We start from the raw sequence: 22,070 nt of genomic DNA on the forward strand, positions 1-22,070 counted from the left end.
AGATTAGATCATAAATATGCAGAGCAGATTCATTCAAATTTTCTATTTTATTGTGGTTTTGGCCATGCTTTCTTCCTGTAAGTCCTATAAAGTGGTTCCCAACGGTTTTGCTGTACAAGGAGATGAGTATTTTGTTAATATTAACAAAGAGCTCACCGTATTCCTCGGAGATGATATTATGGAGGATAAAAATTGGCAAGGTAAGACTAATCCAATTAATGCAAAGCAGGTTGACAATCGATTTCGTCGTGTATTGCGCCATTTACGCTATTCAGATACCGCGTATCAGGTTTTGTTTTCTGGACATCTGGAAGGAAAATATCAGTATGACATGCTTGCTGTAGTCAACAATTCGCCAAATGTAAAAGGGAAAAAAAATCACCTACTTGATTTAAGTTCTTTTCAACGGGAGCAAAATAAGGAGGGGCGATATTTTTATACGACTACAACTTTTAAGGGGCAAAAGCTGCTTCATTTTGTAATTCCGTTTAATGGGCGCCTTTGGCAAGAGAAAATGGTGTCGCTGATCTTTCTCTTCCCTGAGGATTTTACCGATATCGCGTGGGCGAAGGATGTAGTGATGTCTAATGTTGCTATGTATCGCGATCGTTATAAATTTACCCCGAGCCGCACAGAGATTTTATGCCCTGATGATGGTAGTAGCCGATCGCATTTGGATTATAAAATCCCTGAGGAAAAGGTGAATAAAACAGGCTATATGTTAATGAAAGCCTATGGTGAAGTCGGCGGAGAACGAAAACTGGTTGTTTACCGCGTGATGAAGCCCGGAGATTTTTATGGGTCCTTTGTGACCTGTAAAGGGGATTATGAAATTCTGTATACCACATTGCAAGACAAAATTGTTTGGCAGACTAAGGTGAATACAGAGCGGGACGTCGAATTCTAAAGAATAAATTGAAAGCCTTGGATCAATAATCCAGGGCTTTCAATTTATTCTTTAAATGCAAAATTTCATTTTGGAGCTGCTCAACTTTTTCCAATAGATGGCTAGCAACCTGAATTCCTGCGGGGTTTACTTCAAGGTCATAATAGAGATTTGAAAAACGCTCCAATTTTTGGAGCTCCTCTTCATCAATATATTGTTCTTCTTGTTGAATGACAATATGTATGAGTCCGTATTCCTCCATGCTTTGCAGAAAGGTTGTTTCAACCTTTCTGGACTGGCAGAAGTCGATGACTTTAATGAGTGTCGTTTCCATAAGATTATTGTTTTAAATCCTTCAACTGTTGGAACAATGCCTTTTCTTCGGCAGACAGATTATTGGGCATTAGAATATTCAATGTGACATAAAGGTCGCCAAATTCACCTTCCTTGCGGTATAAGGGGAATCCTTTTCCTTTAAGTCGCATTTTTGCGCCATTTTGACTTTCGGCTTTAATCTTCAGTTTAACCCTTCCGCCGAACGTATCTAAGGTCACTTCGCCGCCTAGAATAGCTGTATAAAGGTCTACATCAAGTGTAGTGTATAAGTCATTCCCCTGACGTTTAAAACGGGCATCTGGTGTGATGTTAATTGTGATATAGAGATCTCCTTTCGGCCCCCCGTTGATACCCTCACTGCCATATCCTTTCAGTTTGATTTTTTGACCATCCTCCACTCCAGCATGAATTGTGATGCGGATACTTTTTCCATTGATATTGAAGGTCTGTTGATGTGTCGTGTAAGCTTCTTGTAAGGTTAAGCTGAGTTCGGCATTAAAGTCCTGTCCACGAAAGGTACTTTGGCGGCCTCCCCCGCGTCTGCTGCCAAACATCTGTTCGAAGAAATCCGAGAATTGCCCATCATCAAAGTTTCCGGTGTACTCGTGGGAGCCGCCGCTACCAAATGGATTTCCCCCAGCTCCGAATGGATTTCCTCCGGTGGATTGGGACTGACGGTATTGTTGCTGCGCTTTTTCATACTCCTCTCCATGTTGCCAATGTTCACCGTATTGGTCATATTTTTTGCGCTTTTCGGGGTCGGATAATACTTCATTTGCCTCATTAATCTCCTGAAATCGTTGTTTGGCCTCATTGTCATTGGGGTTGACATCAGGGTGGTATTTACGGGCTAGTTTTCGATATGCTTTTTTGATCTCATCAGCTGAAGCTGTTTTATCAATGCCAAGCACTTTATAGTAATCTACAAAAGCCATAAATTATACTTGTTTTGTATTAAAGATAACAATAATTGTGGATAAAAGGTTTATGCTAAAGCTCATTTTAATACATAAAAAAAGCAAGTAAACAATCATTTACTTGCTTTTTTATACAGTATAAAATAGTTCTTTTTACAAGCGATAATTTGACCTTACTCTTTATTATTGTCAACCACCAGGCGATTTTCCCGATTGGCTATTTGCCATGCGGTGTAAAATGCGAGCTTTTCACGTTTAACCATCAATGGAAAGTCGATCTTGTCATAGGTATCTGCAGGTGTGTGGTAGTCCGGATGCAAGCCCGAAAAGTAAAATACAGATGGTATACCTTTCTTGGCAAAGTTATAATGATCGGAGCGATAGTAGAGGCGCATAGGATCCTTTGGATTGTCATACATATAGTCAATCTCCAGTTTCGTATGTTTTTCATTCTCATTTTTATTGATCTGATATAACTCCGAGCTCAATTTATCTGAACCGATCGCATGGATATAATCGTGATTACCTTTGAGATGTTTGTCGTCAACACGGCCAATCATATCAATATTAATGCAGGCAACGGTGTTTTTCAATGGAAATATGGGATTTTCTGTATAGAATTTGGAACCCAATAAACCTTTTTCTTCTGCCGCATAGGTGATGAACAAAATACTGCGCCGTGGGCCATTTCCGGTTGATTTAGCTTTAGAAAAAGCACGTGCCAACTCAAGGACAGCTGTTGTACCCGAGGCATTGTCATCGGCCCCAAAGAAGATATTTCCTTTGGAATCTATTCCATCGTGGTCATAGTGGCCCCCGATCACAACGATTTCGTCTTTTTTATCTGTTCCTTCCAGGTAGCCAAGAATATTAGGATCGGCTAAAGGCGCCGCATTGGTGCCAAACTCAGCTTTAAAATTTGTTGAAATAGCAAAGGAATTCGGTTGTCCCGTACGATTAATTTTTGCAACCACAGTGGCAAGATTGGTTCTCGCTAAGTTTAGAATATAATTTGCTGCATGGTCTGTAATATTGACCACGGGGATCATGGGTGACTTTTCCGGCGCAGGTTGATCCACCGCCAAATTATAACGGCCCTCAATAGCACGGTCTCCTGCATCCTCCAGAAGTTGAGACAGCTGACTATTAATGGCTAGTACCATTTTGGGACTATGTTTAAGGATCTCCTTGACTTTTTTATTTCGGGTTGTTGCCCAGTCCGAAGCAGTCTTTTTGCTGGTAATCCATGAATTCCCTTTCTCATCTGTTGGCTCATTCTCATTGATCAACATAACGATCTTATTGTGGAGATCCATGCCTGAGATATCCGAATACTTGGGATCATCTATACCATAGCCAATAAACACAATTTCATTGCTTTCGAAGAACTTGTTCTCATTGTTGCCAATGACAAAAATGTCCTTACCATGTTGGAAGGGTCTATCGTTAATACTAAATTGCTTTACCTTAAAGCTGTTGCGAATTAGTTGCAGGGGTTGGAAATAGGATCCATTGACAGGCGCACTAAGTCCATATTTTTTAAATTCATTGGCAATATATTCTGCTGCTAGACGACCACCTTTTTGGCCGGTCCCTCGGCCTTCAAAATCGACAGAAGCTAAAGTACGCAGATGCTTCTGCGTCGATTCTACGGTGATTTCATCCGCATATTTACTGTTTACGTCCTGTGCTTTTGCACAGCTCATTAGGGAGCATGCGATCCAAAGCAGGTTGTATATTTTTTTCATTGTTTATTTTTTACTAGTGCGACTTTCAACGCTTTATTTTTGTAATTCTAATTAACCGGATTAAGCGAGCATTATCTGCTTAATTCGTATAACAGGTGTCAGTATCTGCACAATATATAAAAAAAAGCGGATGAAAAATGTAGTTTACCTTTCATCCGCTTCTTAAAAAATGTTAATTTATTAACAGCTACAAGCTATTTTGTTTACACGGTTAGCGTGACGTCCACCCTCGAATTCCGTGTTCATAAATGTGTTGACGATCTTTTTAGCAAGGTCAAGGTCGATAAAACGTGCTGGGATACATACCAAGTTCGCATCATTATGCTGACGGGCTAAAGCCGAAATTTCCTCCAACCAACAGATAGCAGCACGAATATTTTGGTGTTTATTAGCTGTGATAGCAACACCATTTGCACTTCCACAAATTAAGACTCCGGCATCAGCTTCTTTATTTTCTACTGCTGATGCAACTGGGTGTGCGAAATCTGGATAATCAACTGAATCTGGAGAGTTTGTTCCAAAGTCTGTTACTTCATAACCCAGTTCATTCAAAAAGCTTACCAAAGCTGTTTTGTATTCAAAACCAGCATGGTCACTTCCAATCGCAATTTTCTTTACGGTGCTCATTTTTATTGTTATTTTATTTTTCTTGTGCTAATTTTTTTCTTTTGACATCCGCAGAAACCATAATACTGATCTCATATAATAAGAACATTGGTGCTGCAACGGTCAACATGGTGATCACATCTGCAGAAGGTGTAATGATAGCGGCTATCACTAGAATAATTACAGTTGCATAACGACGGCTGGCCCGCATAAATTCAGGGGTCATAATGCCTATTTTCGAGAGAATAAACACCAGTATCGGCAGTAGGAAAACAATTCCACAGCCCAATGTTAACGTTGCTATCGTAGAAAGGTAGTTATCAATGGTAATCTGGTTCACGATTTCATCACTTAGGGATACATTTGCCAGAAAGTTGATGGATAAAGGTACAACGATATAGTATCCGAAGAGCGCTCCTAAAATAAACAATAAAGAAGAGTAAAAAACAAAACCACGTGCAGAGCGTCTTTCCACATCGGTCAATGCTGGTTTTACAAATAACCAGATTTCAAAAAGAAGGTAAGGGAAGCCCATCATCAAAGCCATCAATAAACAGGAGTTTATCTGAAGCATAAATTGACCCGCTAGTTCGGTATTGATGATATTAAAAGGAATTTTTTTGACACAGAAGTCCGCTAAATTGAAAGCATCTGCGGCTTTACACATCATGCGATAGGTCCAAAAATTTAGATTCTTTGGCCCCATGATGATATCGTTGAATACGAAATCGTAGAATGTAAAGGCAATACCTGCAAAGATACAGATCGCAATTGCTGAACGGACCAAATGCCATCTCAAAACCTCAAGGTGGTCAAAAAAAGACATTTCTGCTTCTATATTCTTCCCTTTATCTTTAATAGCTTGTATTAGATCTTTCGAATTAGGTGTACTCATAAAAATTGTTTGGAAACAAAAATACCATTCTTATTGTAAAGAATGGTATTTTTTATGTATGTAAAGATAATTTTATTTAATCTTCTGCTGGATATTCCGTTAGGTCGAAAGTTTCCATAAACTTTGTTGTGAAATTGCCGGCTCTAAAGTTAGGGTCACGCATCAATCTCAAATGCAAAGGAATGGTTGTTTTGATCCCTTCAATGACGAATTCGCTTAACGCACGTTCCATGGTACAAATTGCTTCCTCACGTGTTTGTGCCACAGTGATCAATTTAGCAATCATAGAATCATAGTTCGGCGGAATTGAATAACCAGAGTAAACATGTGTATCTACACGTACACCATGTCCACCTGGTGAGTGGAAGTTGGTGATTTTACCTGGTGAAGGACGGAAATTGTTGAAAGGGTCCTCCGCATTGATACGACATTCAATCGCATGCATTCCTGGTTCATAGTTTTTACCAGAGATCGGAATTCCTGCGGCCACTTTTATCTGCTCTTTGATCAAATCAAAGTTGATTACTTCTTCCGTTACAGGGTGTTCGACCTGGATACGGGTATTCATTTCCATGAAATAGAAGTTGCGGTGTTTGTCAACCAAGAATTCGATTGTACCAGCACCTTCATAGTTTACAGCTTTAGCACCTTTGACAGCAGCCTCTCCCATTTCAGCTCTCAATTCGGGAGTCATAAAAGGTGATGGAGATTCTTCAATCAATTTTTGGTGACGACGTTGTATCGAGCAGTCACGTTCAGATAGGTGACATACCGTGCCAAATTGATCGCCCACAATTTGGAATTCGATGTGACGCGGTTCTTCTACATATTTTTCAAGGTAGATGCCATCGTTACCGAAAGCTGCAGCAGATTCAACACGTGCAGAATCCCAAGCTGGTTCGAACTCTTCATCTTTCCAAATGATACGCATACCACGACCACCACCACCGGCAGTTGCTTTGATGATTACTGGGTAGCCGATTTCATTCGCTAATGTAATACCTTCTTTTACGTTTGAGATCAAACCATCCGATCCTGGAACCGTAGGAACTCCAGCTTTTTTCATGGTATCCTTAGCACGGGATTTATCACCCATTTTTTCGATCTGTTCTGCAGTAGCACCAATAAATTTGATACCATATTCTGCACAGATTGCTGAAAAGCGTGCGTTTTCCGATAAGAAACCATATCCTGGATGAATTGCATCTGCATTTGTCAATTCAGCTGCAGAAATAATATTTGGAATGTTTAAGTAAGAATCTCTACTCGGAGGAGGACCAATACAAACTGCTTCATCCGCAAATCTTACGTGTAAGCTGTCTCTATCAGCAGTCGAATATACTGCAACACTTTTAATACCCATTTCACGACAGGTACGGATAATGCGCAGGGCAATCTCGCCTCTATTTGCAATTAATATTTTTTTGAACATTGTCTTGAATTATGAAGTTTGCAAAAAATGTAGCCCTTTGGAGGCTACATGTATTCATTTACGTAATTGTAAATTACTTAGGCTCAACTAAGAATAATGGTTGGTCGAACTCAACAGGTTGAGCGTCTTCTACCAAAATCTTAACGATTTTACCTGAAACTTCAGATTCAATTTCGTTGAATAATTTCATTGCTTCAATGATGCATAATACAGAACCGGTATTGATATCATCACCAATATTAACGAAAGATGGTTTACCAGGTCCAGCCGAACGGTAAAATGTACCGATCATAGGTGATTTGACTGTAATCAAGTTTGCTTCAGCACTTGCAGCTGGTGCTACAGGGCTAGCTACCGGAGCTGGCGCCGCTGCTTGTGCAACTTGAGGAGCAGCAATTGGAGCAACAGCAGGAACAGTAGCTGTTACGTACGTAGGCTCTTGATTTGTCTTTATTGTAATTTTAAAATCTTGCTCTTCAATTGAGACTTCATTCACACCTGATTTTGAAACGAATTTAATCAAGTCCTGAATTTGTTTGATATCCATACCCATAGTATTCTAGGTTTTGTTTGTTTCTAAAAAATTCTAACTGTCAAAAGTAATAAATTATACCATAAAATGGACAATTAATACGCCCATTTTAAATAGATGGATCCCCAAGTGAAACCACCGCCAAAAGCTGCAAGGATAAGATTATCTCCTTTTTTCAATTGAGATTCCCATTCCCATAGGCATAAAGGGATAGTACCACTGGTCGTATTCCCATATTTTTGAATGTTCACCATCACTTTTTCTTCCGGAAGACCCACACGTTCTGCAGTTGCATCAATAATACGTTTGTTGGCCTGATGAGGTACCAACCAAGCAATATCTTCTGATTTTAAGTTGTTTTTGACCATAACTTCATGAGCTACATCAGCCATATTGGTTACTGCAAATTTAAAGACTGTACGACCTTCTTGGTAAGCATAATGTAATCCTGCATCTACAGTTGCATGCGACGCCGGATTCAGCGAACCGCCACCTTTGATATTCAAAAACTGTCCTCCGGAACCATCGGTTTTTAAAATAGCATCCTGTATACCCATTCCTTCTTCATTTGGCTCCAACAATACACAACCACAACCATCACCAAATAGGATACAGGTATTACGGTCCTGATAATTTATTACCGAAGACATTTTATCTGCACCGATAACTAGGACTTTTTTATGTGTACCAGCAGTGATAAATTGTGTTCCTGTATTCAGACCGAACAAGAAACCTGAACAAGCAGCCTGAAGATCAAATCCCCATGCATTTGTAGCTCCGATTTTATCGGCCAGAATATTTGCAGTCGCAGGGAACAGCATGTCTGGTGTGCTTGTACAAAAGATAATAAGGTCAATATCTGTAGCAGCTATACCTCTTTTTTTCAATAAACCTTGAACCGCAGGTACAGCAAGATCTGAAGTAGCAAGCCCTTCACCTTTTAAGATGCGACGCTCTTTGATTCCCGTTCTGGAAACAATCCATTCGTCGTTGGTGTCGACCATTGTTTCCAATTCTTTGTTAGTAAGGATATAATCCGGAACGTAACCATTTACAGCCGTGATTGCGGCGTGAATCTTTGACATAAATATTCTAATTGAAAATAGATCTGATGCTGTCAATGAACTTAGACTCGATCATATCTCTTGAAAATAAAACCATATTTTTAATGGCCTCAGGTGTCGAAATACCATGGCCAATAATGACAGGAGCATTAACTCCCAAGATAGGGCTTCCGCCGTACTGTTCGTAGTTGAATCGGTCGAAGAAATCATCTTTAAAACCTTTTTTCAACGTCACTACATAAAATGATTCTGCGAGTTTCAAGACGACGTTGCCTGTAAATCCATCACAGACGTAAACGTCGGCATGGTCACTGAACAGGTCACGGCCTTCTGCATTTCCGATAAAGTTAATCTTGTCGTTGGCTTTAAGTAGGGGGTAGGTAGAGGTTGTTAGGATGTTTCCTTTTTCTTCTTCTTCTCCGATATTCAATAATCCAACTTTAGGATTGGATACATTAAACACATGTTCGGCAAAGACACTTCCCAAGATTGCAAATTGGTTCAACATCTCTGGTTTACAGTCCGCATTAGCGCCGACGTCCAATAAGATTCCGAAGCCAGATTTTAATTTGGGAACAATGGATGCTATAGCAGGACGTAATACGCCTGGGATAGCTTTAACGCTGAACATTGACCCCACAAGCATGGCGCCGGTATTACCAGCAGAAGCGAATGAGTCAATTTCTTTGTTTTTTAAATATTCAAATCCCTTCGCAATACTTGAGTTGGGTTTTTGAGTTATTGCTTTGGTAGGATGTTCACCCATTGCAATGACTTCTGGAGCCTCTACATATTCAAAGTCAGATGAATTTCCTCCGGCTTGATTGATTAATTGTTTAGTCTCTTCAGTTTTACCAAAAAGGACTATTTTTTGGTCTCCAGTAAGCTGCTTTTGTGCTTCAATAGCACCTGTTATCGTTGCTTTAGGAGCATAATCTCCTCCTAAAATATCTAAACCAATCTTCATCCGTTATTATTTAGTAAATCAATAATACGCAAAAAACATCCCAAAGTAAAGCAAATTTCTAAAATAGTGCTTGTCTGGGATGTTTTGGTGTTATGAAAGGTTTACCTTAGACAACAGCTGTATTTTCAATGATCAATTTACCGTTGTAGTACAAGTTTCCGTCTACAGTATACGCACGGTGAGGTAAATGAACTGCGCCAGTTTCTTTACATACTGTCAAGCTTGGAGCTTCAGCTTTATAATGTGTTCTTCTTTTGTCTCTTCTTGATTTAGAAGTTTTACGTTTTGGATGTGCCATCTCGTATTTTTGTTTTAGTTATTTTTAATATTTCTCAATGCTTCCCAACGTGGGTCGATAATTTCTTCTTCTTTTTGTTTTTCTGAATCAGGCTCGCTTGTAAATAACGCGAGCATCTCAGGATCACATTGTATACCTTGTCCCTGCTCTTCACATTTTACGATATAGGGAACAGCTAAATTAATGTATTCGTATAATAACTCAGCTATATCCAACTCATGGTCGCTTTTGGATAAGATCAACACCTCTTCGGTATTATCTGTCCAATCTTCATCCGTGAATTTGACTAATATTCGTTCTTGAATTGAAATCGGTGACATAAACTCTTTTAAGCAGGTATCACAAGTCAATTGAATTTCGCCTTGGATATCAAAATGCAAAATCAATAGATTTTCTTGTTTTTGCAATTCAACTTCTGCTTTCAGATTGCCATCTTTTACAATCGAATGTTCGTAGCAGTCAAAGAACTTTTTATTAATGTCAAACTCAAAATTGTGCTTTCCAGCGTTGAGTCCCGAAAAGGGAATTCTGTATTGTTTTAGATGTTTCACAATCTTGCATTTGAGCCTGCAAAGGTATGTATAAAATCATTAGGATAGAAATATTTTTTTAAATATTCCGAAGCAAAGCTTTATATACACCAGTAACAGGGCTTATTCATAATAATTTTTGCCTAACTCTATCTTTTCGCGCCCATTTGCCATACGCCATTTGTTGGTGTCACGTAGCGAATAAGCACAGCCGCAATATTCCTGCATATAGAACTTCTCCTTTTTGGAGACTTCAAGCATACGGGCAGAACCACCTTTCTTGCGCCAGTTGAATGTCCAATACTCCATCCCTTCATGGCGGGAGGCCGCACGTAAACCACAGTCATTGATTTGCTCCATGTTTTTCCAGCGGGAGATACCCAGCGAACTTGAAATCACATCGAAGCCATTCGCAGCTGCATACTCAGCCGTTTTTTCAAAACGCATATCAAAACACATGGTGCAGCGAATGCCTCTTTCAGGCTCTTGCTCCATCCCTTTGGCCAAATCGAACCAATGATCAACATCGTAGTCCGCATCAATAAAAGGGATATTATGTTTTTCCGCAAATCGGATGTTCTCGTCTTTGCGTAAATCATATTCTTTGCGGGGATGAATATTGGGATTGTAAAAATAGATTGTAAAATCGATATCCGAAGCAATGAGTGCTTCCATCACTTCTCCAGAACAAGGAGCACAGCAGGAGTGTAAAAGTAATTTTTTGCCCTCTCCCGGTAATGCCAACGTCTCCCTTACAAATTCCTTATTTTCCATAATCGTATGTGCTAATAAAAAACAAGGACAATTTTAATCAAAAAGTAGCGAATTGACAAATATTTCCGTTATACTTATACGAGTTTGTCCTTAAAAGAATTATATAAATTCGTTTATATGCTGCATATATTAGTAGATTTGTATGTTTAACGCAATACGCTATTTTTAATAAAAAATATATGAAATTTTCGTTTCAATCCTGTATTATCCTATTCTTTGCTAGTGTAATAGGTTTTACATCATGCAAGAAACTGGATGATGAACCAAGCAATATTGGACGCGTCACGCAGATATCACGATTATATATCTCTTTCCTGGATTATGATCCGAATAATTCTTCCCTGAAGAATATGATGATTGTAGATCCGGCAGATACGAACAATTTGGATAATATCTATCAGTATCTTTCTCCGGCTAAGGGAGGGGGACCCATTCTTTTTGATGCAAGTGCCCAGGCTATTTTTCAGGCGAGTATAACGGCTCAGGATACCTTTATTCAGCGTATTCCTTTTGCAAATGATATTTATGGAATTCCAGGTAATGCAGGTGCAATTGGATACCGTGGTTTTACAAATGTTAAGGGATTGGCTTATTATACATATGCCCAGCAAAATGGTACTTCTGGATCTGCTACAATACCATTTCTATTGGCGGTTACAAATCGAGGAGCGGGCAGCTCCATGTTTTATGCTATAAGCACACCAAGCGGAAAAGCAGGATTAAAAGGTGGGGCACTAATCATTGACAAACAGATTAACCTGGGGACCATTGTTCCCAGTTCTCTGACCTTAGTGAACAATAGCACAGGTGATAATAATCAAAAAATTGTTGTTATAGGCTTTAATAATGAAGGAGCAGAAAATAAAAGTGGATTTGCTGTTTATACTAATCTAAAACAACAACTCATCGATCAGCCACGTGATACGATTGTCGGCGTAGATGGATTTAAGCCAGTAATGAAAGTCTATATCAAGGGTAAAACTGAACTAGGCCCCGTGTCCTATGCGCCTAATAAGGGTTTACTTGCGGTGACATCGGGTAAAGAAGTGTTATTTTTCAAAGACCCTACGGCGTTGTTTAGTGGGATTACAGACAAAAATATAGACCCTGATTACGTTATCAGTGGTGCTAATACGGGCTTAGAAAAACCTTGGGGGGTAGCCATTGATGACCGTCTCAACGAAGGTAAATTCTTTTATGTTTCTGATCTAACGAATCGTACAATTTCGCGTTTTCCATTGACTGGCTTAAGCGACGGTAATTTAAAACCTGACATAGCGGCGAAAACCTATGGTTCTCTGAATCCAAATTATATCTTTTTGGACGGCCGGTCTACTACTAACTTTTAATGTACAGTTTAGGCAAGCAACTGGAAAAGCGCTTTGATTTCCTGCTGCTTGTTTGAACTTTCATGTTCCTCGTAGGCAGACATTAGGTTTCGCAAAGCTCGTTTAATGATTGTCACATTGTCGCAGGGGTAGGTAAATTCTCTATCCGGATTGAGGTTCAGTTGCTTCAAAAATGAATTTACATCGCTTTTTTGCATAACCTGACCACGATTAAAGGCATTGATGTAAAACAGCACATTTTCATTCCCTTCTTCATCCGAATCCATATACGCCAATACAAAATGCTTTGGTAAATTGATACCGTAGATTGGAATGTCCAATTTTTGTGCAATGATACTATAAATGCAGGATAGGGTTAAGGGATTCCCCTGTTTGGTATCGAGTACTTGACCAATATAGGAATTCTGTGGATGATGATAATCCTTTGTATTTCCTGCTAGGCCGAAAGAGCCAAAAAGAACATGATTCATTAGGTTCACTTTTTCCAGTGGGCTCATGTCGTAATGCAAACCGCGCCATACCTCAGTTTTGAGATCTTCTATCGCCAAAATAATCTTGTGGTCCTCATAAGAAGGATATTGATAATTATTGAGGATAATTAATCCTTCCAGTAGATTGAATGAGTTACTCAGGTTCCAGATCTGTAACTCGTTTTTGGTCTGATCAAATTGAATTTCATGAATGATATTCTCTAAACGTCCCTGTATTCTGGGATCGAAGCTTGATTCCCAAAATTTTTCCAAATAGGGTACAATCTCAGGACCTTGGCTTTTTAACTGGTGTTCCACTTCCTGAATAATCTGTTGGTCGGTGTCGTCCAACAGGGATATTAGCGATTTCAACTCTCTCTCATTCATCATAACGAAGTTAAAGAATTGATTCGAAATATGAGCTAAAAAAATCCCTACCGTAATTGATGTACTGCGTAGGGATTATCCAGGTTAAATTGGCATACAATTATTTGAGCTGACCATCCAGCATATTGACAACTCTTTTACCGTATTCGGCATTCTTTTCAGAATGGGTTACTTGTATAATTGTAACACCATCATCGTTGAGCTGTTTGAATAGATCCATGATTTCTTCGCCTTGTTTGGAATTTAAATTACCCGTAGGCTCATCGGCTAACAATAATTTAGGCGATCCCGCTAATGCACGCGCTATACCTACAATCTGTTGTTGGCCACCGGATAGTTGGGCTGGGAAGAGATCCTTCTTACCAACAATACCAAAGCGATCGAGCATATCGGCAACAATAGCTTTTCTTTCTTTGCTCGAAATGTCCTTATAGATCAAGGGTGTTTCAATATTCTCATATACGGTCAACTCATCCAGGAGATGGTAAGCTTGAAATACATAGCCGATGTGGGATTGGTATAGTTGCGTTCTTTTTTTCGCTTTCATTTCCAACACATTCTCGCCCATAAAAATATATTCACCTTCATCAGGTTCATCGAGCATACCGATAATATTTAATAAAGTCGATTTTCCGGACCCTGAAGGTCCCATGATGGAGATAAAATCACCTTCAGCGATATCAAGACTTACATCTTTAAGGACGAATGAGCGTGTACCACCTACGTTATACCACTTGAATAAATTTTTTAATTGTATCATTTTTTAGTATTGAGATCTTAGATATTCGAATTTATATTTTTTCTAGTAACCATAATTATTGTTCAACTGTAGGATAAAGCCATCACTGCTCATACTATCTTTTATTCATCGCGCAGGCTATCTATTGGATTTGTTTTTGCGACTTTGATAGATTGGAAACTGATCGAAACCAATATGAGTATAAATATGCAAAATATTGGGATCAAAAACGACCACCAGGACAGCTGAATGTGATAGGCGAAATTGGAAAGCCACCTATTCATAAGGAAATAAGCGATTGGAAGGGCTATGCCGATCCCGATCAGAAAGAGCTTGAAAAATGGTTTGTTCAATTGAATAAAGAGCAATTGTACCGAAGCTCCTAGTACTTTACGGATACTCATTTCCTTTTTTCGTAAAGCCGCCTGATATGCCGCCATACTGAACAGCCCTAAGGCCGCAATGATAACCGAAAGGCTGGTGAAACTATTAAAAGCAGTCTGCAATTCTTGCTGTTTTTTGTGCTGTAAAGCATATTGCTCATCCATAAAGGAATAATCAAGGGGCAGATCTTTTGCAGATGGATTTTTCTCCCACTCTGTTTTGACTGTTTGAATTGCCCGATCGACCATACCTGGTTTTGTTTTGACCATGAGGGTTGTTTGCAAGCGCATGCTGCCGCATTCACTTTTAAATGAATATAGGCTCGGTTGTACGGCATTCTCGAAGCCATAAGCTTTACTGTCTTTGACTAGACCGACAATTTCGAAGTTGACATCACAGCCTTTGATTTTAGCACCTATAGGGTTTTCAAGTCCTAAATTCTTAGCTGCAGATTCGTTGATAATAGCATAGTTCGCCAAGGAATCGCGAAGCAGTTGGTCTATTGAAATATTGGTGTTTTCCTGTATACTGGAGATGTTTAACGTCTTGAAGTATCCAGGATCAATGCCGACATGTGCAAATGAAACAGTTTTTTGTGCATAAGAAAAATCCATTTTAGGAGGCTGTTCGCCCTCTCCTGGGATATTTGTCGCTGATGCGACTGATGCGATACTCGGATCATTGTCTAATCGCCTTTTTAATTGTTCGTAGTTGTTTTTATTGTAATACATACCTACTCCCTTGAAATTGATAACCTGGGCCGGCTCAAACCCTTTATCCGCCTGCTGCATGTACTGAAGCTGTGCTCTAATCACTAGCATGCCCGAGATAAACAGGATGGCCATACTGATCTGGAAAGTTAGCAAGGCATTTCGGAATGTTCCTTTCTTTAGTATTGAGGATAATCCGCCTTTGAGCAGATTGACGGATTTGAAGCCAGAGAGTACGATAGCTGGGTATATTGCCGATAGAATTGTTGTCAATAGTACGGCAATAGCAAGTTGTACGATTGTTTCCGAACTCAAAATATACCCCTTAAGATCATCATTGAACCATTTTTGGAGAATATTTCCTGTAAGGGCCAAAGTAACGAAACTTAGAATTGCAGCACTGAAAGTCAGAATAAATACTTCCAGTACCAACTGCCTGACGATAGCCCAACGTGAGCTTCCCAATATTTTTTTTAGGGCAAGCTCTTTAAGTCGTTGATCCGCCTGTGCCATAATCATATTGGCAAAATTGGCTGAAGCAAGTAAAAGAATTAAGACCGAAAGAATACCAATAATCCACGTAATGATATAAGCCGTGTTATTTCCCGTTTTTGGCCGAAGGTGAAGGTTGGCAAGTGGATCAAGATAGATTTTTCCTTTGGCATAACTGGATGAACGTATTTTATCTTTTGGTGCAATTTCTTTCTGGTAAAGCGCATTGATGCGATTGGTCAACGTTGTGATATCCGTACCGGGGCGAACCTGAATATAAGTTTGATACAAAAAGGGATTATTATCCGCGAAGAGATCCTGCGGTTCACGGATAAAAAGGAGATCGTAATCAATCATGGACAGGCCTTGCTTTTTGATGGTACCGTAGATTGTTTCCTTCATTCCAATTTGTTGACTTAGCGCTGGAATCGACTGGGGACTGTCAAAATTTAAGTCTTCTTTTTTGAATAGTTGTTCGGCAATAGGACTTTTGACCATGGTCGCTTCCTTTTGGTCCTTGTTTTTGTAGAGCGGCCCAGTCGCATTTTCTATCTGAAAAATCCGCGCAGCAGAAGAATCAATTAATGCAGCATTTTTAATAAGTACCGTCTTCTCTCCGAAAAGCGGATAACTTCCATAATTGTAAACTATTTTCCGACCTGCATATACAATATCAGGTAAATTCTGTTTTAGCAAAGGAGCCAGAGAAGGTGAAGTTTCGTTCGTAAAGGCACCTTCTGCTTCAAGACCAATTTGGTAGATGTCCTTAAAATGTGGATTCCATTTATCGTAACTCGTTTCCCGATTGATGTATTGATAGGAAAGGATAAAACCCGTAAAACCCAAGGTCAGACCAACAATATTTAAGAAAGTAAAACCTTTGTTTTTTAAGAGTTTACGCCAAGCTAGTTTGAAATCATTTTTTGCCATTTTTTGGAGGATATTATGTTTAAACTAATGCGAACCAATTCACTCAATTAAAATTACAATCCCCTTGCCAGTGTCGTAATAGTTTTATTATAAATTACTTATCGTGTTTTTGTTTTGTTTTTGGATGTTCGATTTCGAACAGTTTACGTCCAGAATCGAACATCCATTCCCCCTAAGCCAATGGTTCATTGCCCACCATGTAGCAGGCAAGGCAATTACCAAGGCAACAAATACCAATTTTTAAGATCTTATGACTTTATTCATCCCTTAAACTATCGACTGGATTGGCACGGACGACTTTCCAGGTTTGATAACTAATGGTTCCAAAAGCAACCAGGATTGCACTGAGACCCGCTAGAATAAAGTAGAACCAATTGATTTCTATTCGATAGTTGAAATCTGTCAACCATTGATTCATTGCCCACCACGCAACAGGTGTAGCAATGATCAAAGCTACAAACACCAATTTTATAAAATCTCCGGAGAGTAATTTGAGTAATCGGATGGAACTTGCGCCGAGAACCTTGCGGACACCGATTTCCTTAGTTCGTTGCTGGGTCACGTAGGTTGCCAGTCCGAAAAGTCCCAGAGCTGCAACAAAAATGGCTACAAAAGCAAAGCAACTGAAGATATTTTTGGTCCGTTGGACATCTTGATATAGATCTGCGAAGCCGGCATCGAGGAAATTGTAATCGATTTTTTGATTTGGAGAAAACTTGTTCCAGACGGTATTAATGTCGGCCAATGTTTTGGACATTTCTGTAGATTTAGTCTTGATGGAAAGCATGGAGGGGCTACTGGCGAGGGTCATACAAACGGGATAATAGCCCTCATCTTTCATCGATTCAAAGATAAAATCGTCGACGACGCCAATAATGGTCCACGTCATACCATTGGTAATTTGTACGCCAATTGGATTTCCTTTGATGCCTAGATCAGCAAGCATTCTTTTGTTGACAATAGCACCAGAACTATCCGATGCGATATGTGGATCAAAGTTTCGGCCGGCTATAAGTTTTAGTCCAAATGTAGTGAGGTAGCTTTCGTCGATATTCCAGAATTGCCCGCTTTCGCCCAATTCAAGATCTTCTTTTCCTTTGGCCCAAAAAAGATTCCCATTTCTTTTTGCGCCATCCAATTGAACCGGTAAGTAGTCGCCAATGGAGACATCACTTACTGTTGGAATGGCTTTCAATTCATTTTTTAATTCTTTTGCCTGAGAGGCAATACCTGTTATACCGCGGAGTACGATTACCTGATCCTTATCGAAGCCAATATCTTTATTGAGCATAAAACTGATTTGCTGATTCGCAATAAGTGCACTGATCATCAATATAATAGATGTTGCAAATTGGAAAATAACCAGTCCATTGCGTAGCAACGAAGATTTAAGATTGGTGACCGATTTGCTTTTTAATGCGTTGATAGGTTGAAAACCTGATAAATAGAGCGCTGGGTATAAACCGGCAAGAATGCCGATGAACAACATGCTCAAGATCAGCGAAGGCACAAAGTACCACACTGTCCACGGTATAAACAGCGCTTTGTTGGCTAGATTGTTAAATAGCGGTAATAACAGGAAGGCTAATAATAACCCTGTAAGGAGTGAAATAAGGCTGTAACATATCGCTTCGGTCATAAATTGGAAAATCAGTGTCCTTCGATTTGATCCAATGGTTTTTCGAATCCCGATTTCTTTGGCTCGCGTTGCTGCATTCGCCGTTGATAAGTTGATGAAGTTAATACAGGCAATCAATAATATAAAAAATGCAATTCCTGCGAATATCCAGACCATCTTAATGTCGCCTTGATATTGTGTCGCCATTCCATATTCCGAAATATTCTTCGAGTGCAGGTGCATATCAAGGGCGTTTTGAAGCAATACGGTTGATCGCATCATTTCTGGCGATATTTTCATTCCATTTTTTTTGTTGAGCAAAATATAATGGTCCTGAATATAGTTTTTTGAAATGCTACGCTGTGCATTGGCAATATCTGCATTCTCCTTCAGTTTTACATAGGTAATGTAATTTGTCGCGCCCCAATTGTTTTGTTCACCAGGGTAGAAAGGTTCGCCTGCAAGGGAAATAAAATAATCATAGCCATAGAGACTGGAATTGCTCGGGACATCATCGATCACAGCCGTTATGTTGTATAAGACATTTTTATTGTTGTTCAAATAGATCGTTTGTCCTACCGCATTTCCTTTGAAATATTTCTGAGCCCTACTTTTGGTAATGACTATTGCATTGGGTTTGTCCAGCGCATGTGATAACTGTCCTTGTACGACAGGAAGCGGAAATATTTCCAAAATGGACTGATCAACATATACAAAACCTTTATCAAGGTAGTTCTCCGCGCGGCCATTTACAGTAAACAGATTGCTTCCGGCACCAAATAAGGTATTGGGTAAAATGCGACCGGCTAATTCAACACTTGGGATTTCCTCTTGCAAGGTTTTAGCTGCTGGGGCAGGAAAGGCAAAGGTTTGCCTCACTTTATCACCATCGGGTGCCGAAACGATAAGACGGAAAACACGGTTCATGTTGGGATACATTTTATCATAACTGGTTTCATGTCGAATGTACAGCATAATAAGAATGCAAATCGCAATGCTAAAAGCGAATCCGCCGATCTTGATGATCGAGTACAGTTTGTTGTTGACCATATTTCGCCAAGCGATCTTTAAATTATTTCCTATCATAATAAAAGTCTTTTACGGTTTTGTATTTATTCATCACGCAGGCTATCCACAGGATTGGCGCGAATGGCTTTCCAAGTCTGATAGCTGATTGTGCCTAAAGCAATTAAAATGGCACTCATTCCTGCAAGAATGAAGTAGAGCCAATTTATTTCGATCCGATAGTTAAAATCTGTAAGCCATTGGTTCATTGCCCACCACGCAACTGGTGTGGCAATGACCAAGGCTACAAACACCAATTTTATAAAATCTCCAGACAATAATCGGAGTAATCTAATCGCATTGGCTCCAAGTACCTTACGTACGCCAATTTCTTTGGTCCGTTGTTGTGTCACATAAGTTGCGAGACCGAAAAGCCCGAGCGCAGCAACAAAAATGGCAACAAGAGCGAAACAAGTGAATATATTCTTGGTCCGTTCCACGTCTTGATAAAGGGCCTCAAAACCTTCGTCCAAGAAGCTATAGTTAATTTGTTGATTTGGGGCAAATTTGTTCCATATTCCTGTGATATCAGCGAGCGTCTCTTTGAGATGTTGCGGTTTTACCTTAATAGAGAGGAGGGAAGGATTGCCTTGTAATGTCATACAAAGTCCTGCATACCCCTTATCTTTTAGCGACTCAAAAATAAAATCATCTACTACGCCAATGACCGTCCATGTATTGCCATTGGTGATTTTTGCACCAATGGGATTCTTTAAGTGAAGCTCGTCGGCCAATTTCTGATTGATAATAGCCGAACTGCTATCGGTGGCTCTGGTGGGATCAAAATTTCGTCCTTTATTTAAATGAAGACCGAATGTACTCAGATAATCCTGATCGATTTCCCAAAATTGGCCCTGTGTAGCCATATCAAGATCTTTTCTGCCATCGACCCAGAACGGATTACCATTTCGTTTGGCACCATCGATGGGGACTGGAAGAAAATCACCCATGGAAACGGAAGCAACATTGGGGAGGCTCTTTAGTTCATTTTTTAAACTTGGAAGCTGTTTCGATAATGTACCAATGCCGCGAAGCACAACGACTTGTTCCTTGTCAAATCCCAGATCTTTGTCCAATATGTAGTTTATCTGTTTATTGGTTACCAATGCTCCAACGATAAGGATAATTGAGGTCGCGAATTGAAAGACAACTAAACTATTCCTAAATAGCGAAGATTTAGCGCCAATGACATTGTTTTTGAGTGCGGTGATTGGTTTAAATTTGGATAGGTACAGTGCTGGGTAGATTCCGGCAAGACCACCGATCACCAATATGGCCACCAAAAGAGAAGGAAAGAAGTACGTCGCTATCCAAGGAATGGTCAAGGATTTGTTGGCTAGATGGTTGAATACGGGTAGTAGTAACCAGCTTAGAAATAACCCAATAATCAGTGACAATACACTATAACAAATTGCTTCAACAAGGAATTGTCCAACAAGCAGCTTCCTGGAGGAGCCAATAGTCTTACGGATACCAATTTCTTTTGCTCTCGTTGCTGCATTTGCTGTCGATAAGTTGATGAAGTTAATACAGGCAATGAACAAAATAAATAAAGCTATTGTTGCGAAGGTCCAAACCATGCGAATATCGCCTCTGTTCAATGTACTAACTTTATCGTCGCTTATATCCGCAGATTTTAAATGCATGTCGAGGGCATTCTGTAAAGTTATTTTTGCCTGCTTGAAAAGCGGATTAAGTTTACGTCCTGATTTTAGATATTCAGGGAGATAATGTATCTCTAAATAATTCTTTGAAATTTCTTTTTCTGCCAGTGCAACATTTACGTTGGGTTTTAATTTGACATAAACGGTATAATTGTTATTGAGCCAAGCAGTCTGTTCGCCTTGATAAAAAGGTTCTCCAGCGAGCGACATAAAAAAACTATAACCGGCAAGGGTCGAATTGTTGGGCATATCTTCAATGACCCCAGTGATGGTATAGGCCTTCGATTTATTGTTGTTGAGATAGATCGTTTGTCCAATTGGATCATTTTTAAAGTATTTTTCGGCTTTGCTTCTGGTAATAACCAATGTGTTGGGCTTATCGAGTGCATGGGACAGCTGGCCCGAAACCATTGGCATAGGAAACATGTCGAGAATGGACTGGTCGACATAGACAAATCCATCATCGTAATGGCTATCTGAGCTGTTATTTAATGACAATTGGTTGCTGCCCGCACCGAATAACGGATTGGGTAGAATGCGCCCCGTTTGCTCAATGGACGGTATTTCTGCTTTTAAGGTTGGCGCTACTGGCGCAGAAAGTGAAACCCAGCGCTCGGTTTTATTCTCAATGGGTAACTGAACGACCAAGCGGTAAATTCTATCCATAGCCGGATAAAACTTATTGTAGCTCGTCTCATGTTTTATATATAAAACAATAAGAATACAGATCGCAATACTAAAGGCAAAGCCTCCAATCTTGATGAATGAATATAGCTTGTTTTTTGCCATATTCCGCCAAGCTATCTTGAGATTATTTCCTATCATAGCAGAAATTTTTAAGGTCTGAATGACTGGTAGTTATAATCAAAACAGACGTTTAAGCTGAAATCAATTGCGTTGCCATTTTGTTAACGTGTTGATAACTAGTCTGTTGTTTTGACTTTAAAAAGCTAGCCTGTACGATATCGAACAGTTTGGCGTTCAGTATCGCACAGACGTTCTAGGCGCTGACGGTAAATAGAGAATTGCTTACTCTTCAATCTCTTTCAGCTGGAGATGATCACATAGTTCGAACATCATTTTAGCTGGATCTGTATCAATAGCCAATGCGATCAGGTACATTTCATCCAAACGTAATTTAGCCGTTTCGGTCATCGTTAACTCATTGATTCTTGCCTTACTTAAACCCGTTTTGCGCGCAATTCGCGATTTATTAACGGATTTTTTCTCTAAAAATTCACCTAGTTTTGTCATAGTTATGATTTAGTATGCTCTTG

The 22,070-nt window shown here is 39.6% G+C and carries 20 protein-coding genes; 2 read left to right on the top strand and 18 right to left on the bottom strand.

Going from position 1 to position 22,070, the window contains the following annotated elements:
- Positions 1–16 precede the first annotated feature (16 nt).
- The gene (locus ACHWSC_RS01095) at positions 17–907 is read left to right on the top strand and encodes a hypothetical protein (protein ID WP_112373758.1); all 891 of its coding nucleotides are present in this window, start codon (positions 17–19) and stop codon (positions 905–907) included.
- Positions 908–929: 22 nt separating this feature from the next.
- Here ACHWSC_RS01095 and ACHWSC_RS01100 read toward each other — a convergent pair whose 3' ends face one another.
- The 12 genes from ACHWSC_RS01100 to ACHWSC_RS01155 form a co-directional block, all read right to left on the bottom strand.
- Complete coding sequence (locus tag ACHWSC_RS01100; RefSeq protein ID WP_088160304.1) at positions 930–1,220, bottom strand: chaperone modulator CbpM; 291 nt, start codon at positions 1,218–1,220, stop codon at positions 930–932.
- A 4-nt stretch (positions 1,221–1,224) separates the two neighbouring features.
- Positions 1,225–2,157 (bottom strand): DnaJ C-terminal domain-containing protein, encoded by a 933-nt coding sequence (locus ACHWSC_RS01105; RefSeq protein WP_394675517.1) that lies wholly within the window; start codon positions 2,155–2,157, stop codon positions 1,225–1,227.
- 155 nt (positions 2,158–2,312) lie between these two features.
- Entirely contained in the window at positions 2,313–3,887 is a 1,575-nt protein-coding gene (locus ACHWSC_RS01110; RefSeq protein WP_394675518.1) for a M28 family peptidase, read from the bottom strand.
- Positions 3,888–4,067: 180 nt separating this feature from the next.
- Positions 4,068–4,514 (bottom strand): ribose 5-phosphate isomerase B, encoded by a 447-nt coding sequence (gene rpiB / locus ACHWSC_RS01115; RefSeq protein WP_394675519.1) that lies wholly within the window; start codon positions 4,512–4,514, stop codon positions 4,068–4,070.
- A 13-nt stretch (positions 4,515–4,527) separates the two neighbouring features.
- Positions 4,528–5,388, bottom strand: coding sequence for a twin-arginine translocase subunit TatC (tatC, locus tag ACHWSC_RS01120; protein WP_088160308.1), 861 nt, complete (start codon positions 5,386–5,388; stop codon positions 4,528–4,530).
- Between the two features lie 76 nt (positions 5,389–5,464).
- Entirely contained in the window at positions 5,465–6,820 is a 1,356-nt protein-coding gene (accC, locus tag ACHWSC_RS01125; RefSeq protein ID WP_046672273.1) for an acetyl-CoA carboxylase biotin carboxylase subunit, read from the bottom strand.
- A gap of 73 nt (positions 6,821–6,893) precedes the next feature.
- Positions 6,894–7,373: an acetyl-CoA carboxylase biotin carboxyl carrier protein gene (gene accB / locus ACHWSC_RS01130; RefSeq protein ID WP_394675520.1), complete on the bottom strand. Its 480-nt coding sequence runs from the start codon at positions 7,371–7,373 to the stop codon at positions 6,894–6,896.
- A gap of 74 nt (positions 7,374–7,447) precedes the next feature.
- Positions 7,448–8,437 (bottom strand): beta-ketoacyl-ACP synthase III, encoded by a 990-nt coding sequence (locus ACHWSC_RS01135; RefSeq protein ID WP_046672271.1) that lies wholly within the window; start codon positions 8,435–8,437, stop codon positions 7,448–7,450.
- 7 nt (positions 8,438–8,444) lie between these two features.
- Positions 8,445–9,383 (bottom strand): phosphate acyltransferase PlsX, encoded by a 939-nt coding sequence (gene plsX / locus ACHWSC_RS01140; RefSeq protein WP_046672270.1) that lies wholly within the window; start codon positions 9,381–9,383, stop codon positions 8,445–8,447.
- Between the two features lie 106 nt (positions 9,384–9,489).
- The gene (rpmF, locus tag ACHWSC_RS01145) at positions 9,490–9,681 is read right to left on the bottom strand and encodes a 50S ribosomal protein L32 (RefSeq protein WP_046672269.1); all 192 of its coding nucleotides are present in this window, start codon (positions 9,679–9,681) and stop codon (positions 9,490–9,492) included.
- A gap of 14 nt (positions 9,682–9,695) precedes the next feature.
- Complete coding sequence (locus tag ACHWSC_RS01150) at positions 9,696–10,232, bottom strand: YceD family protein (protein ID WP_394675521.1); 537 nt, start codon at positions 10,230–10,232, stop codon at positions 9,696–9,698.
- 102 nt (positions 10,233–10,334) lie between these two features.
- Positions 10,335–10,985, bottom strand: a complete 651-nt coding sequence (locus ACHWSC_RS01155) for an epoxyqueuosine reductase QueH (protein ID WP_120333454.1) — start codon at positions 10,983–10,985, stop codon at positions 10,335–10,337.
- 179 nt (positions 10,986–11,164) lie between these two features.
- Here ACHWSC_RS01155 and ACHWSC_RS01160 point away from each other — a divergent pair, with 179 nt between their 5' ends.
- Positions 11,165–12,334, top strand: coding sequence for a hypothetical protein (locus ACHWSC_RS01160; protein WP_394675522.1), 1,170 nt, complete (start codon positions 11,165–11,167; stop codon positions 12,332–12,334).
- 8 nt (positions 12,335–12,342) lie between these two features.
- Here the strand turns inward: ACHWSC_RS01160 and ACHWSC_RS01165 are convergent, their stop codons facing one another.
- From ACHWSC_RS01165 to ACHWSC_RS01190, 6 genes are all read right to left on the bottom strand, one after another.
- Positions 12,343–13,194 carry a transglutaminase-like domain-containing protein gene (locus ACHWSC_RS01165; protein WP_394675523.1) on the bottom strand — a complete coding sequence of 284 codons (852 nt, stop codon included), beginning with the start codon at positions 13,192–13,194 and terminating at the stop codon, positions 12,343–12,345.
- A 97-nt stretch (positions 13,195–13,291) separates the two neighbouring features.
- Positions 13,292–13,951 (bottom strand): ABC transporter ATP-binding protein, encoded by a 660-nt coding sequence (locus ACHWSC_RS01170; RefSeq protein WP_046672265.1) that lies wholly within the window; start codon positions 13,949–13,951, stop codon positions 13,292–13,294.
- A 101-nt stretch (positions 13,952–14,052) separates the two neighbouring features.
- Entirely contained in the window at positions 14,053–16,446 is a 2,394-nt protein-coding gene (locus tag ACHWSC_RS01175; protein WP_394675524.1) for an FtsX-like permease family protein, read from the bottom strand.
- 256 nt (positions 16,447–16,702) lie between these two features.
- The gene (locus ACHWSC_RS01180) at positions 16,703–19,150 is read right to left on the bottom strand and encodes an ABC transporter permease (protein WP_394675525.1); all 2,448 of its coding nucleotides are present in this window, start codon (positions 19,148–19,150) and stop codon (positions 16,703–16,705) included.
- A 26-nt stretch (positions 19,151–19,176) separates the two neighbouring features.
- Entirely contained in the window at positions 19,177–21,618 is a 2,442-nt protein-coding gene (locus tag ACHWSC_RS01185) for an ABC transporter permease (protein WP_394675526.1), read from the bottom strand.
- A 204-nt stretch (positions 21,619–21,822) separates the two neighbouring features.
- Positions 21,823–22,047 (bottom strand): helix-turn-helix transcriptional regulator, encoded by a 225-nt coding sequence (locus tag ACHWSC_RS01190; protein ID WP_070566237.1) that lies wholly within the window; start codon positions 22,045–22,047, stop codon positions 21,823–21,825.
- Between the last annotated feature and the right edge of the window lie 23 nt (positions 22,048–22,070).

Source organism: uncultured Sphingobacterium sp. (assembly GCF_964277905.1).
Taxonomy (GTDB): domain Bacteria; phylum Bacteroidota; class Bacteroidia; order Sphingobacteriales; family Sphingobacteriaceae; genus Sphingobacterium; species Sphingobacterium siyangense.